Source organism: Sphingopyxis sp. 10G20-10, from assembly GCF_057365075.1.
Genome location: NZ_CP195117.1, coordinates 699,380 through 712,703 on the forward strand (window position 1 = coordinate 699,380; position 13,324 = coordinate 712,703).

At 60.3% G+C, this 13,324-nt stretch carries 12 protein-coding genes and 2 pseudogenes; 10 read left to right on the forward strand and 4 right to left on the reverse strand.

Going from position 1 to position 13,324, the window contains the following annotated elements; translation table 11 throughout:
- Positions 1 to 129 precede the first annotated feature (129 nt).
- The 3 genes and pseudogenes from ffh to rimM form a co-directional block, all read left to right on the forward strand.
- Positions 130 to 1,581, forward strand: coding sequence for a signal recognition particle protein (gene ffh, locus ACR3XE_RS03435; RefSeq protein ID WP_486185910.1), 1,452 nt, complete (start codon positions 130 to 132; stop codon positions 1,579 to 1,581).
- Between the two features lie 41 nt (positions 1,582 to 1,622).
- Positions 1,623 to 2,084 (forward strand): annotated as a pseudogene (gene rpsP / locus ACR3XE_RS03440) (30S ribosomal protein S16); the annotation flags it as partial.
- A 330-nt stretch (positions 2,085 to 2,414) separates the two neighbouring features.
- Positions 2,415 to 2,915: pseudogene (gene rimM, locus ACR3XE_RS03445) on the forward strand (ribosome maturation factor RimM); the annotation flags it as partial.
- Positions 2,916 to 2,927: 12 nt separating this feature from the next.
- Here rimM and ACR3XE_RS03450 read toward each other — a convergent pair.
- On the reverse strand, positions 2,928 to 4,184 hold the full coding sequence (locus ACR3XE_RS03450; protein WP_486185911.1) for a GGDEF domain-containing protein: 1,257 nt from the start codon (positions 4,182 to 4,184) through the stop codon (positions 2,928 to 2,930).
- Between the two features lie 130 nt (positions 4,185 to 4,314).
- Between ACR3XE_RS03450 and trmD the strand changes: the two genes are divergently transcribed.
- The 4 genes from trmD (at position 4,315) to ACR3XE_RS03470 (ending at position 8,139) form a co-directional block, all read left to right on the forward strand.
- Positions 4,315 to 5,055: a tRNA (guanosine(37)-N1)-methyltransferase TrmD gene (trmD, locus tag ACR3XE_RS03455; protein WP_486185912.1), complete on the forward strand. Its 741-nt coding sequence runs from the start codon at positions 4,315 to 4,317 to the stop codon at positions 5,053 to 5,055.
- Between the two features lie 5 nt (positions 5,056 to 5,060).
- A complete protein-coding gene (gene rplS / locus ACR3XE_RS03460; protein WP_473698991.1) occupies positions 5,061 to 5,441 on the forward strand; it encodes a 50S ribosomal protein L19 in 381 nt (126 codons plus the stop codon).
- 112 nt (positions 5,442 to 5,553) lie between these two features.
- Positions 5,554 to 6,579, forward strand: coding sequence for an aspartate-semialdehyde dehydrogenase (locus ACR3XE_RS03465; protein ID WP_473698990.1), 1,026 nt, complete (start codon positions 5,554 to 5,556; stop codon positions 6,577 to 6,579).
- Between the two features lie 147 nt (positions 6,580 to 6,726).
- Positions 6,727 to 8,139: a serine hydrolase domain-containing protein gene (locus tag ACR3XE_RS03470; RefSeq protein ID WP_473698989.1), complete on the forward strand. Its 1,413-nt coding sequence runs from the start codon at positions 6,727 to 6,729 to the stop codon at positions 8,137 to 8,139.
- Between the two features lie 64 nt (positions 8,140 to 8,203).
- Here the strand turns inward: ACR3XE_RS03470 and ACR3XE_RS03475 are convergent, their stop codons facing one another.
- The 3 genes from ACR3XE_RS03475 to ACR3XE_RS03485 are packed head-to-tail and all read right to left on the reverse strand — an operon-like array spanning position 8,204 to position 11,353.
- On the reverse strand, positions 8,204 to 9,793 hold the full coding sequence (locus ACR3XE_RS03475; RefSeq protein ID WP_486185913.1) for a DHA2 family efflux MFS transporter permease subunit: 1,590 nt from the start codon (positions 9,791 to 9,793) through the stop codon (positions 8,204 to 8,206).
- Between the two features lie 9 nt (positions 9,794 to 9,802).
- A complete protein-coding gene (locus tag ACR3XE_RS03480) occupies positions 9,803 to 10,864 on the reverse strand; it encodes an HlyD family secretion protein (protein ID WP_473698987.1) in 1,062 nt (353 codons plus the stop codon).
- A 51-nt stretch (positions 10,865 to 10,915) separates the two neighbouring features.
- On the reverse strand, positions 10,916 to 11,353 hold the full coding sequence (locus tag ACR3XE_RS03485; RefSeq protein ID WP_473698986.1) for a MarR family winged helix-turn-helix transcriptional regulator: 438 nt from the start codon (positions 11,351 to 11,353) through the stop codon (positions 10,916 to 10,918).
- Between the two features lie 119 nt (positions 11,354 to 11,472).
- Here ACR3XE_RS03485 and ACR3XE_RS03490 point away from each other — a divergent pair, with 119 nt between their 5' ends.
- The 3 genes from ACR3XE_RS03490 to ACR3XE_RS03500 are packed head-to-tail and all read left to right on the forward strand — an operon-like array spanning position 11,473 to position 13,309.
- Entirely contained in the window at positions 11,473 to 12,120 is a 648-nt protein-coding gene (locus ACR3XE_RS03490) for a 2-hydroxychromene-2-carboxylate isomerase (protein WP_473698985.1), read from the forward strand.
- The gene (locus tag ACR3XE_RS03495) at positions 12,117 to 12,560 is read left to right on the forward strand and encodes a GFA family protein (protein WP_486185914.1); all 444 of its coding nucleotides are present in this window, start codon (positions 12,117 to 12,119) and stop codon (positions 12,558 to 12,560) included. The genes ACR3XE_RS03490 and ACR3XE_RS03495 overlap by 4 nt, the downstream gene beginning before the upstream one ends.
- On the forward strand, positions 12,557 to 13,309 hold the full coding sequence (locus ACR3XE_RS03500) for an alpha/beta fold hydrolase (RefSeq protein ID WP_473698983.1): 753 nt from the start codon (positions 12,557 to 12,559) through the stop codon (positions 13,307 to 13,309). Before ACR3XE_RS03495 ends, ACR3XE_RS03500 begins: the two co-directional genes overlap by 4 nt.
- Positions 13,310 to 13,324: the final 15 nt, after the last annotated feature.

The window sequence follows — 13,324 nt, forward strand, 5'->3', positions numbered from 1 at the left end:
GTCCATAATTGGGACCAGACATATCGACATCCGCGACGGAAACACTGTCCACGGATACCGCTGGTTGGCGAGGTTTCGCTCACCGGCGTGTTTTGCGTTGCGGCTTGTCAGGAAGGGTTTGGAAGCGTCATGTTCGACAGTCTCAGCCAACGACTGGGCGATGTATTCGGAAAGCTGCGCGGTCGCGGTGCGCTGACCGAGGCGGACGTGCGCGCGGCCATGCGCGAAGTGCGAATCGCCTTGTTGGAGGCCGATGTCGCGCTGCCCGTCGTGCGCAGCTTTGTCGACCAGGTCACCGAATTGGCGATCGGCCAGAATGTGCTGCGCTCGGTTACGCCGGGTCAGCAAGTGGTCAAGATTGTCAGCGACTCGCTCAGCGAAATGCTGGGCTCCGAAGCCGCCGAGCTCGACCTGAATGTCAGCCCACCCGCGATCATCCTGATGGTCGGCCTTCAGGGGTCGGGTAAAACGACAACCACCGCCAAAATCGCCAAGCGCCTCAAGGAAAAAGAGGGCAAAAAGGTGATGATGGCGTCGCTCGACGTCAATCGTCCGGCGGCACAGGAACAGCTTGCGACGCTGGGCACGCAGGTCGATGTCGCGACGCTGCCGATTGTCGCCGGGCAAGGCCCGGTCGAAATCGCGCGGCGCGCCCTGCAATCTGCGAAGCTGCAGGGCTTTGACGTCCTGATGCTCGATACCGCGGGCCGGCTCCATGTCGACCAGCAGTTGATGGACGAGATGCAGGCGGTGGCGCAGGTGTCGGCGCCTGCCGAAACGCTGCTCGTCGTCGACAGCCTGACCGGTCAGGACGCGGTGCAGGTCGCGCAGCGCTTTACCGATCAGGTGCCGCTGACCGGCGTCGTGCTTACCCGTATGGACGGCGATGCGCGTGGTGGTGCGGCGCTGTCGATGCGGGCGGTCACCGGCAAGCCGATCAAATTTGCGGGCACCGGCGAAAAACTCGACGCGCTGGAAATCTTTCACCCGTCACGCATCGCCAACCGCATCCTTGGCATGGGCGACGTTGTCAGCCTAGTCGAACGCGCTGCTGAAACCATCCAGGCCGAAGAGGCCGAGGCGATGGCGGCCAAAATGGCCAAAGGCCAGTTTGACCTCGACGATCTCAGGACCCAGCTCAACCAGATGCGCCGCATGGGCGGCATCGGGGCGCTCGCGGCGATGATTCCGGGGATCAAAAAGGCGCAGGCCGCGATGGCGCAGGGCGGCGCTGACGACAAGGTGCTGGTGCATTTCGACGCCATCATGGGGTCGATGACCCCGACTGAGCGCGCCAAGCCCGGCATCATCAACGCCAAGCGCAAGATTCGCATCGCCAAGGGGTCGGGAACCTCGGTCCAACAGGTCAATAAAGTGCTCAAAATGCATCAGGAAATGGGCACGGCGATGAAGAAGATTCGCAAGATGGGCGGGCTCAAGGGCCTCGGTGCTCTGTTCGGCAAGGGCGGCGGGATTCCCGGCATGGGTGGCGGTATGGGCGGAATGTCCGGCGGCCTTCCGGGGCTCGGCGGCGGCGGAATGCCACCCGATCTTGCCAATTTGCTTAACAAGAAAAAATGATTCCAACCAATAAATTGATTTGAAAAGAAAAGGATAACATCATGGCTACCACTATTCGCCTGTCACGCGGCGGTTCCAAGAAACGCCCTTATTACAAAATCGTCGTTGCCGATTCGCGAATGCCGCGCGATGGCCGCTTCATCGAACGCATCGGCAGTTATAACCCGCTGCTCGCCAAGGATAATCCAGAACGCGTGAAGCTCGACGCCGAACGCGCCTCGCATTGGCTGAGCGTTGGCGCCCAGCCGAGCGATCGTGTCGCCCGCTTCCTCGACGCCCTTGGTCTCAAGGAACGTGCTGCGCGCAACAACCCCAACAAGGCCGTCCCGGGCGAGAAAGCCAAGGAACGTGTTGAAGAGCGCGCCTCCAAGGCCGCTGCTGCCGAAGAAGCTGCCAAGGAAGCGGCGGCTGCCCCGGCTCCCGAGCCCGAAGTTGTTGAAGAAGCGGCGGCTGTGGAAGAAGTTGCGGCTGAAACTCCCGTCGCAGATGAGACCAGCGCTGAATTGGATGCCACCGGCTCGGTGAAATCCGAAGAAACCGCTGAAGCGGTTGCCGATGCCGTCGCCGAAGACGTCCCCGCCGAAACCCCGGCAGAAGACGCCACCGCGATAGCTGAAGCAGTTGCCGAAGGCGGCCCCGTCGCTCCGGAAGCTGAAGCCGCACCGGCTGAAGAAGCCGCCGAAGAAAAGACCGAAGATAAGGCTGAAGGCTAAATGGTAACTCCCCCCTCCCCTTCAGGGGAGGGGCCGGGGGTGGGGGCTCGCAAAAGAGCGCCTACGCCCCCCACCCCCCACCCCACCCCATCCCCTGAAGGGGAGGGGCTTAGTCGCGCTGATCGCCTCGTCACACTTGCCGCCATCGCTGGCGCGCATGGGGTGCGGGGCGAGGTTCGGTTGAAATTATTTGGCGAAGGGGCGGACAGCCTTCGCGCCTATGGCCAGTTCCATGTCGGTGACAGGGTGCTGACGCTGCGCGCCATCCGCCCCGCCAATCAGGGCGCGGTAGCGCAGTTCACCGAAATCACCGACCGCAGCGCGGCAGAGGCTATGCGCGGAACCGTGCTGACCGTCCCGCGCTCGGCGCTTCCGCCGCTCGCCGAGGGCGAATATTATCATCATGACCTGATCGGGCTGGCGTGTGTTTCGACTGACGGTGGGGCGCTTGGACAGGTCGTTGCCGTGGAAAATTTCGGGGCAGGCGATCTGCTCGAAATCGAACGCCCCGCACAATCGGGCAAAAAACCCCAACGCTTCATGGTGCCGATGACCGAATTGGCGGTGCCGATGTGGGATGACGACGGCGTGACGATCAACGCGGACTTTGTCGAAGAATAAGTCTGCCGCCGTTCAGGCTGCCAGCGCGGGTCCGATGACGGCGCAGTCCCGACCGGCATGCTTTGCCGCATAAAGGCTGATGTCGGCGGCTTTCATTGCGCTGTTAAAGCGAGTCTCTTCCGCAATATAGGCAACACCCATGCTCGCGGTGACATGTTCATCGACCGATGGCACCATTTGCGCGACATGGGTGCTGATGCGTGCGCGCAGCCGTTCGGCCTCTTCCGCCACTTGACTGGCGTCGCTATGGAACAACAGGATAAATTCTTCTCCGCCGATCCGTCCGGCGGCCGCCCGACCTGATGCCAGCGCAACGCCGGCGGCAAAAATCACCTTGTCGCCGATATCATGGCCGTGCCGGTCATTGATCGCCTTGAAATGATCGAGGTCGATGACCGCAATGGCCACAGGACGCGGGTTGTTGAAGCCGGCCTCGATGGCGCGGCGGTTGGCTAGACCTGTCAACGGATCGGTGTTCGCGATGACGCGCAACGATTCGGCATGGGCGCGGGCATCCTCGCGCTCGCGGCGCAGACGCAACAGGCGGTCCAATATGCCGAGCGCGGTCAGAATGACCTCCAGCCCCAGCGCCGGGAATAGTGCGAACAACAGATTCTCGAACGGGCGGCCCAGAATGATGTCATGAAACAGGCTGATCGCGAAAACTGCTGCAATTCCGCTCCACGCCGCCGCCTGATAGCGCGCGGTGCGGCTTCCCCTTTTGATGGCGACCACAACCGTAATCGCGCACAAAAGCAGCAAACCGACGAGCAACAGATCGCGCAGCGCCAAATAGGCGGGCGGGCAGTCGGTCATCAGCATCGCGGGGGTCGTCGCCAGAATCAGAAAGGGTGGCCAGCCGAGCAGGCGGTATAGGCGCGGACCAATTGTGCCGGGCTCCAGATAGCTGCGCAGAAACGGTCCCGATATGACAATCGCAACGTCGAACAGGATGCAGTTCAACCCGGCGCGGGCAAAACTATCGGCGGTAAGCCGCGGCCCCATCATCAGTGGTGAAAGGCCAATGACCAATGCCAGATAGGCGAGCGCGCGGGCGCTTTGCCAGACCAGAAACCGCTCGCGCAAAAGCGCAAAGAAGGCGGCATTATAGGTAATGGAAAAGGCCAGCAGGCCCAGAAAGACGCCTGTCAGCACACCGTCCCAGCCCATCTGCGTGTGCATCGCAAAGCTCGATTGTGCGTGCAAAGGCATCGCGACACCCGACAGTACCGCGCCAAAAGCCAGATATTTTCCCCATGGGCGCTTCATTCATCGCCTTTCTGCGGGGGATAGCTTTGGGGGTAAGCCCCTGATTTTTGGTTAATGCTGGTTTTGCTTTGTTGCCATGTTCGATACGCGCCACTTGCCTTCGCACCGCGCATTGCCAAAGAGGGGGACCATGACCTTCACCGCAGTTCCGCTCACCCTTTATCCCGACATGTTCCCCGGTCCGCTGGGGCACAGTATGGCGGGGCGTGCGCTCGAGGGCGGCACATGGGCCTGTGCGCCGCGGAATATCCGCGACCATGCGAGCGACAAGCACCGCACCGTCGATGATACGCCGGCGGGCGGCGGTGCGGGGATGGTGCTGCGCGCCGATGTGCTGGCCACTGCGGTTGATGATGCCGGGGCTGCCTATCCCGCGCTGCCCATCCTCGCCATGACCCCGCGCGGGACGCCCATCACCCAGTCCCGCATCCGCCGCCTTGCTGCTGGTCCCGGTGCGATCATCCTGTGCGGGCGGTTTGAAGGCTTTGACGAACGATTATTTGATGCGCGTCCGCAAATCGAGCAGGCCAGCATGGGCGACATCATCCTGTCGGGCGGAGAGATGGCGGCGCTGATGCTGCTCGACGCTTGCATTCGGCTTCTTCCCGGCGTAATGGGCGCGGCTGCTAGTGGTGATGATGAATTGTTCGAGGACGGTTTGATCGAATATCCGCACTACACCCGACCTGTTATATGGGAAGGGCGTATGATCCCCGAAGTGCTGCGATCGGGGGATCATGCGAAGATCGCCGCCTGGCGGAAACAACAGGCGAAGGATCAGACACGGTTACGCAGGCCGGACCTTTGGGAGCGTCATATCGATGCTCGGGACCGACCTGCCTCTGGCGCGCCGCAAAAGAAGAAGGAATAGAGGACATGAACCTCATCCAGACAATTGAAGCCGAAGAAATTACCAAAGCCGACAAGGCTATTCCGACCTTTCGCCCCGGCGATACGCTGAAAGTCGGCGTGAAGGTTGTCGAAGGCGAACGCACCCGTGTCCAGAACTTCGAAGGCGTGTGTATCGCCCGTTCGAACAAGGGCATGGGCTCCAACTTCACCGTGCGCAAAATGTCGTTCGGCGAAGGCGTCGAGCGTGTGTTTCCGCTCTATTCGCCCAGCATCGACAATATTACCGTCATCCGTAAGGGTGCTGTGCGGCGTGCGAAACTTTACTATCTGCGCGGCCGTACCGGCAAATCGGCACGTATTGCCGAACGCCGTGACAACCGGTCGGAAGCCAAAAGCGAGGCTTAAGGGAAACTCTCCCCCACCCAAGCAAAAAATGTTTCCAAAACGACCGGTTCCGCCACAGGGCAGAACTGGTCGTTTTTCGTTTCAATATATCTAAAAAAGGCAGGTATCTTTCATGGGTTATCGGATCGTGGTCGCGGGTGCGACGGGCAATGTCGGGCGCGAAGTGCTGGCCATATTGGTCGAGCGCGAATTTCCCATTGATGAACTGGCGGCAGTCGCCTCTTCGCGCAGCCAGGGCGAAGAAGTCGAAATCGGCGACAGCGGCAGAACGGTCAAATGCCAGAATATCGAAAATTTCGACTGGAGCGGCTGGGACATGGCGATTTTCGCCATCGGCAGCGACGCGACCAAAATTCACGCACCCAAGGCCGCAGCCGCCGGCTGCGTCGTCATCGACAACAGCTCGCTCTATCGCATGGAACCCGATGTGCCGCTGATCGTCCCCGAAGTGAACCCTGACGCCATCGACGGCTATAAAAAGCGCAATATCATCGCCAATCCCAACTGCTCGACGGCGCAAATGGTCGTCGCCCTGAAACCCCTGCACGATGCGGCAACGATAACCCGCGTTGTCGTCTCGACCTATCAATCGGTCAGCGGCGCGGGCAAGGCCGGGATGGACGAGCTGTGGAACCAGACGCGTCAGATTTTCGTCGGCGACGAAAAGGATGTGCAGAAATTCACCAAGCAGATCGCGTTCAACGTCATTCCGCACATCGACAGCTTCCTCGACGATGGATCGACCAAGGAAGAATGGAAGATGGTCGTTGAAACCAAAAAGATCCTCGATCCCAAGATCAAGGTGACGGCGACCTGCGTCCGCGTTCCCGTCTTCGTCGGCCATGCCGAATCGATCAATATCGAGATGAAGGACGAACTGTCGACCGAGGACGCCCAGCGCCTTCTGCGCGAAGCCCCCGGTGTGGTGCTCCACGACAAGCGCGAGGATGGCGGTTACATCACCCCCGTCGAATGCGTCGGCGATTTCGCCACCTTCATCAGCCGCGTGCGCGAGGACCCGACGATCGAAAGCGGCCTCAACTTGTGGTGCGTCAGCGATAACTTGCGCAAAGGCGCAGCGCTCAACGCGGTTCAGATTGCTGAGTTGTTGGGGCGGCGGCACCTAAAGAAGGGGTGATGCATTCCACCGTCATCCTGTGTCGCGATCAGGATGACGAAGGATCAGGATGTCTGCCGGAGGGCTGGTAAAACGCCAGTTGAACCTCCGTGCGGGCAGTTTGAAAATCGGCAATGCTGATGCTAGCCTCTTTCTTATGGGGGATGTATGCGGTTCTTTTTCGCTATTTTTGCGTTAATTTTCAGCGTTGCCGTTCAAGCGAGTGAGCAAGGCGCTTCGCTTGATACGTATATAGACGTCGAATGGCCAGCTTCTGGAGCGCCGGGCGTTGCCTATGCTATTGTCGACCATGGCCAAATCCGTTCTGGTGTGCGCGGCATGGTCGACGCTGACGGTGATGAAGCGATCACTTCGGACACGCCCTTTCTGATAGGGTCGATTTCAAAAAGCTTTACCGCCCTTGCGATCATGCAGCTTGTCGAACAGGGGCGGATCAACCTTGATGCCGGTATAGCTACCTACCTCGATGCGTTTCGGGGACGTCGATCCGGCATAATAACGGTTCGCCAATTGCTCAGCCACACAAGCGGATATTCCACGGTTCAGGGTAACAGCCTGCATAAGGATCGAGACGCGAGTGACATGAACATTGCCGATTATGTTGCGCGCATCGCGCAGTGGGATGCCGCCCACTCTCCTGAAACTACTTGGGAATATTCAAATGCGAACTACATCATACTGGGTGCGCTGATCGAAAAAATGACCGGTGAGGATTACGCGACCTATGTCGAGTCGAAGATTCTAGCGCCGCTCGATATGGTCAACAGCTCGGTTTCTGACGGAGGACCAACAAGCAAGATGGCCGTTGGACACCGGCCATGGTTCGGCGGCAACCGACCCTATCGCGCAAATCGAACAGGGCGCGTGAGCGCGCCCGCCGGAGGTGTTCTTGCCAGCGCAAACGATATGGCGCTGTATCTGGCGATGATGGTGAACGGCAAAGACGACATCATCAGCGCAGCGAGCAAAATCGAAATGCTTCGTCCGGCAAGCAAGATATCTCCCTTTTATGGCCTCGGCTGGTTCATCGACGCCAAAGCAGGGACTGCATCCCATAGCGGACTGGTGCCGGGAACCGAAACCCTCGCAACCCTTTTGCCTTCCGAAAGCAAAGGCGTGATCGTGTTGGTCAACGCCAATGGCGGGATTGGCTTTGGTGACAACCTGCAATTGCGCAAAGGGATTACGGCCAAAGCACTTGCTCTTGACTATACGGGCGAGGGACTACGGCTCTGGCCGAAGATGACATATCTGATGGTTATGCTGCTTCCGGTCTGTTTTGTTGCAAGCATCATCTGGGCTTACCTCAATCGCATAAAAATTAGGGCGAAGTCGGGAGCTTTTGGACTCTTCAGCCTCTGGTTCCCGCTGCTCGCGATGCTTGTGTTGGCCTTTGCTCTCATGATCCTCATTCCGCAGATGTTTGGCGGATCAATTGAGACACTGCTGCTATATCAACCTGATTTCGCCCGGGCGATGGTTGCGGCGGCGATTACCGGCCCTATCTGGGCGGTCTTCCGGCTTGTAATGGCCTATACCGGGCGGCCCAATTTAGCGTGACATGCTGAGCCAGTGCATGCGTCTGCTCACCACCCCAGAATGTCCTCTCCACCTCAAGTCCCTTCTAATGCCCCATATCCGCAGCCGACGCCTTTTCGCCGCCGGGCTGCGGCGGGCGAAGCAGTATGACGAGAGGCACCGACAACAAAGTCACCCACATCATCGCCCAGAAATCGTCAATATAGGCAACCATTGCGGCCTGCTGGTTGATCATCGCATTGGCCATTTGGGCCGCGGCGTCGCCTGCCTGTCCGAACCGGTCGATCGTCGACGGATCAATTGCAGAGATGGAACTGCTGGTGATATGCGCGACCAGATCTTCATGGCTGCGCTGGGTATTGGACCCCAGCAAAGTGGTGACAATAGAGATGCCGATCGACGCCCCGATGCTGCGAAACAGGTTGAGCAGGCTCGATCCGTCGGTGCGAAAGGCGGGGCCTAGCGTTGCAAAGGCGATGGTGTTGAGCGGGATGAAGATCAGGCCCATGCCAAGTCCCTGCACCAGTCCGCTGGTGACAACCGGCCATGCTCCCATCTGCAGCGACCAATGGCTCATCATCCACAGCGAATAGGCCGCGATTAGCAGCCCGGTCCCGACCAGCCAGCGGGCGTCGACCTTGCCCAGCAATTGTCCCGCGACCCACATGCTCATCAAAATTCCGACCCCGCGCACCGCCAGCACCAGACCGGTGTCGATCACCGGCCAGTCGAACAGACGCTGCAACATCGGGGGCAACAGCGCCATCGAGGCAAACATCACCACGCCAATCACGACCATGAACCCCAGTGCCGTGACCAGATTGCGGTCGGACAACATTTGACGGTTGAACAACGGGTTGCGCGCGGTCACCAGATGGACGACGAACATCCACAAACAGGACAGGGAAACGCCCGCTTCAATCCAGATTTCGACGCTGTTGAACCAGTCCTGCTGAGCCCCGCGGTCGAGCATCAATTGCAACGAGGCAAGGCCGAGGGCGAGCATCGAAAAGCCTGTCAGATCGAACTTGCGCTCCCTTTTTCCGGTGGAGGGCAGCAACGCCCACATCAGCGCCAGAGTCGCCAGCCCGACCGGCAAATTCACATAAAAAACCCAGCGCCAACTGACCGTTTCGGTCAGATACCCGCCCAATATCGGTCCCAAAATGGGTCCGATCATGATTCCCATGCCCCAGATCGACATGGCCCGCGCATGGCGTTCGGGCGGGTTGATGTCGAGCATCACCGATTGCGACAACGGACCGATAAAGGCCGCGCTTGTGCCTTGCAGGAAACGGAATAGGACCATCTCCTCCAGCGTCTGGGCCGCGCCGCACGCCATCGACGCCATGATGAAACCGGTGACGGCGAACAGGAACAGGTTGCGGCGCCCGATCCGGTCGGCGAGCCAGCCTGTGATCGGCATCGCCACGGCACTGGCGATAATATAGCTGGTCAGGACCCAATTCACGGTTTCGCTGGTCGCGCCCAGACTCGATTGCATGTGCGGAATCGCGACGTTGGCAATCGTCGTGTCCAGGATTTGCATGATCGACGCGCCCATCACCGCAACGGTCAACAGGCCGCGATAGCGCACTTGTTCGTGCAGCGGCCGGCTCTCGTCGACGATGGTCGCCTTGGGTGCGGGGCGACGGGGGAGGGCCTTGCTCGCCATGCCGCGTGACTAGTTACAGCGACCGTCGGTGAAGACCTCGACATCGGTCGACAGGCCCGCGATCATGGCGCGCGACGGCACTTCGTCAAAGGCAATGCGGACCGGAACCCGCTGCGTCACCTTGACCCAGTTGCCGGTCGCGTTTTGGGCGGGCAGGATGGAAAATTCGCTGCCGGTTCCGGTGCCGATGACGGCGACATGGCCTTTGACATGGAGCCCCGGATAGGCGTCGAAACGCATCTCGGCGCATTGGCCCAGCTTCATATTGGCAAGGTCGGTTTCCTTGAAATTGGCCTCGACCCAGGGGTGGGCGGTATCGACCAACGTTACCGCGGGCAGACCCTGCACCATCATCTGCCCGACCAGCAACCGGTCCGACTGGGTGATGCGGCCGGCACTGGGTGCGCGTACTTCGGTGCGGCCCAGATTAACCTCGGCCTGTGCGCGCTGGACGCGGGCGGCCTCGACCTGCGGATTGGCACTGCCGCCGCCGGTGGCCAGCTTGGCGCGCGCTTCGATGGCATCGGCTTCGGCCTGACGCAGGCTGGCCCGCGCCTGTTCGACCGCATGTTTGGCCGCATCATAGGATGCTTTGGTGGTAAACCCCTTGGCCATCAGCGCGGCCTGACGTTGATAGGTCGACTGAGCAAAGGCAATATCTTCGCGCGCCTTGGCAATATCGACGCCGGTTGACTGCGCGCTCGCCGACAGCGACCCGACATTGACCTGCGCGGCGTTAATTGCCGACTCGGCTTGTGCGACCGACAGGCGATAGGGTTCGGGGTCGATCTGGAACAGCAATTGTCCCGCCACGACATCCTGTCCGTCCTTGACCGCGACTTTGGTAATCTTGCCGCCGATTTCGGATGCCACCGACACCTTGTCCATCTGGACATAGGCATTGTCGGTCGACACCGATCCGCCGCTGGTCAGCCAGTACCAGCTGCCGGCTAGGATCAGCACCAGCGGCAGGCCGAACATCATCAGGCGCACACGCCATTTCGGCGGTGTTGCGATCTGGGGTTGCGGGGCGGCGGTGACCGGCTCGGCCTTGGGGGCTGCACTGGGCATGGCTGGGGCACCTTCTTCTTTGGCGGGACGGGAGGGGGAGAGCGTGTCCATTTATGCCTCTGTGTTGTTTTCTCGGCGGGAAAGATTGGCGCGTACGCGCTCGACCAGCGCGCCCAATTGGGTGCGTTCGGCGTCACTCATTCCTTCGGTCGCTTCGGCGTTGAGCGCCTCGGCGGTCAGGCGCATCCCGTCGAGCATGGGTTGTGCACGGGGGGTCAGATAAAGTTGCCAGGCGCGGCGATCGGTGGGGTCGGCGCGGCGCTCGACCAGTCCGGCATCGGAAAGCCGATCGATCATCCGCGACAGGGTGATTGGTTCAACTTCGATAAGTTCGGCAAGCGGGCCCTGCCGGATTCCCTGATTGCGACGCAGATACATCAGCATTCGCCATTGCAACGCGGTGACTCCGCAATCGCGGACGCGCGCGTTAAAATCGCGGCGGAACAGCCGCGCGGTATCATTGAGCAGGAATCCGATCGTTTCTGACATAGCAGGCGATATAATAACTATAGCTACTAATGATTTCAACCCTGCGCGGCACCTTTGCCACCTTCCGCAATTTTGCGGCCCTATCTTGCACCCCGTGCAATTTTCGGCAGGATGGGGCCATGACACTCCATGCCGACCTTTTCTGGTCCTTCCGCTCGCCCTACAGCTATCTTGCCATCGGTCGCTATCGTGCGCTTTCCGAGAGCCATGACCTCGTCATCAACCTGCGCCCCGTCTATCCGCTGGCGATCCGCCAGCCCGATTTCTTTGAACGCAATCATCCTAACTGGCTGGGTTATACGATGCGCGACATGATGCGGGTGGCGCAGTTTCAAGGCATCGCTTTTGGTCCGCCGCGTCCCGACCCGATTGTCCAGAATATCATGACCCGCGAGATTGCCGCCGAGCAGCCCTATATTTTTCGCCTGACGCGTCTTGGCCAGGCGGCATCGCGTCGCGGGAAGAGTCTCGCCTTTAGTGCCGAGGTTGCGCCGATGATCTGGGGCGGCGTCGAAAACTGGCACGAAAGCGACCATCTGGCTGGTGCAGCACAGCGCGCCGGACTCAACCTTGCCGAACTGGATGCCGAGGCCGTGTCAGATGCCGAAGCCCTCGACGCAGAGATCGCCGCCAATCAGATCTCTCTGGAATTGGCCGGTCACTGGGGCGTTCCGACGCTGGTGATCGACGGCGAACCCTTCTTTGGTCAGGACCGGATAGAGATGGCCGTTTGGCGTATGGAGCAAAAGGGACTGGCAAAACGATGAGCGATGTCATGACCGGCAGCTGTCAATGCGGCGCGGTGCGCTTTCGATGCAGCCACCCCAAACGCGATGCCTATTATTGTCACTGCCGTATGTGCCAGCGCGCGGTCGGCAATGTTGCCGCCGCCTTTTGGAATGTCCCCAAAGATAGTGTGACATGGAGCGGCGCGGAGCGAGCAAGCTATATGTCGTCACCCTTTGGTCGCCGCGGATTTTGCGCGACCTGCGGCACACCGCTCAGCTTTGACTATCCGGACAGTCCCAAACTGGATTTGACCGTTGGAGCGGTCGATCATTCCGAGTTGCTGTCGCTGACGAGCCACTTCGGCACCGAAAGTCGTTTGCACGGCTGGACGGCAGGGGAAGCTTTGCCCTCGATGCGTTCCGAAGATTATGCTCCGCTGAAGGACCGCTGGGCTAAGACCGAAGGGACATCGCAGTGAGCATTGCAACGCATCGTTTTGCGGCGCGTGACGGTGGGCAACTGGTGTGGCGAGAGTTGGGAGAGGGTGCGCCGGTGATTCTTCTCCATGGCTTGTTCTCCAGCGCCGAGGTCAACTGGATCAAATTTGGTCATGCAAAGCGCATTGCTGAGGCCGGTTCTCGCGTCATCATGCCCGACCTGCGGGCGCATGGCGACAGCGCCGCCCCGCATGACGCCGCCCATTATCCCCCCGATGTGCTGGTTCAGGATGTGCAGGATCTGGTCGCGCATCTGGCGCTATCCCAATTTGACCTAGGGGGCTTTTCGCTGGGCGCGCGGACGAGCGTTCGGGCAGTCATCGCGGGCATGACGCCGCGCCGGTTGATATTGGGCGGGATGGGATTGGCCGGACTCGCTGGCTGGAAGCGGCGGGGCGAATTTTTCAAGCGCGTCATCGCCGATTATGAAACCGCCAAACGCGGCGACGGTGTCTGGATGGCGATCCAGTTTATGAAGACGATGAAGATTGACCGGATTGCCGCTGGTCATTTGCTCGACAGTTTCACCGACACCGCGCCCGATGCCTTGGCCGCGCTGACAATGCCGACGCTGGTTGTGTGCGGCGATCAGGATGAGGATAATGGGTCTGCGGGCGAGCTGGCGGCGGCTTTGACCGATGCGCGGCGCGTGACCATCCCGGGTACACATATGTCGAGCGTTACCGAAGCGGCGATGGGCGAAGCGATGGCGACTTTTCTCACGGCTTGACCGCGCTCGCTGCTG

What these genes read in the sequence shown, in the direction of transcription:
- ffh (WP_486185910.1), top strand. Translation starts at nt 130, where the DNA reads ATGTTCGACAGTCTCAGCCAACGACTGGGCGATGTATTCGGAAAGCTG.
- ACR3XE_RS03450 (WP_486185911.1), bottom strand. Translation starts at nt 4,184, where the DNA reads ATGAAGCGCCCATGGGGAAAATATCTGGCTTTTGGCGCGGTACTGTCG.
- trmD (WP_486185912.1), top strand. Translation starts at nt 4,315, where the DNA reads ATGACCTTCACCGCAGTTCCGCTCACCCTTTATCCCGACATGTTCCCC.
- rplS (WP_473698991.1), top strand. Translation starts at nt 5,061, where the DNA reads ATGAACCTCATCCAGACAATTGAAGCCGAAGAAATTACCAAAGCCGAC.
- ACR3XE_RS03465 (WP_473698990.1), top strand. Translation starts at nt 5,554, where the DNA reads ATGGGTTATCGGATCGTGGTCGCGGGTGCGACGGGCAATGTCGGGCGC.
- ACR3XE_RS03470 (WP_473698989.1), top strand. Translation starts at nt 6,727, where the DNA reads ATGCGGTTCTTTTTCGCTATTTTTGCGTTAATTTTCAGCGTTGCCGTT.
- ACR3XE_RS03475 (WP_486185913.1), bottom strand. Translation starts at nt 9,793, where the DNA reads ATGGCGAGCAAGGCCCTCCCCCGTCGCCCCGCACCCAAGGCGACCATC.
- ACR3XE_RS03480 (WP_473698987.1), bottom strand. Translation starts at nt 10,864, where the DNA reads ATGCCCAGTGCAGCCCCCAAGGCCGAGCCGGTCACCGCCGCCCCGCAA.
- ACR3XE_RS03485 (WP_473698986.1), bottom strand. Translation starts at nt 11,353, where the DNA reads ATGTCAGAAACGATCGGATTCCTGCTCAATGATACCGCGCGGCTGTTC.
- ACR3XE_RS03490 (WP_473698985.1), top strand. Translation starts at nt 11,473, where the DNA reads ATGACACTCCATGCCGACCTTTTCTGGTCCTTCCGCTCGCCCTACAGC.
- ACR3XE_RS03495 (WP_486185914.1), top strand. Translation starts at nt 12,117, where the DNA reads ATGAGCGATGTCATGACCGGCAGCTGTCAATGCGGCGCGGTGCGCTTT.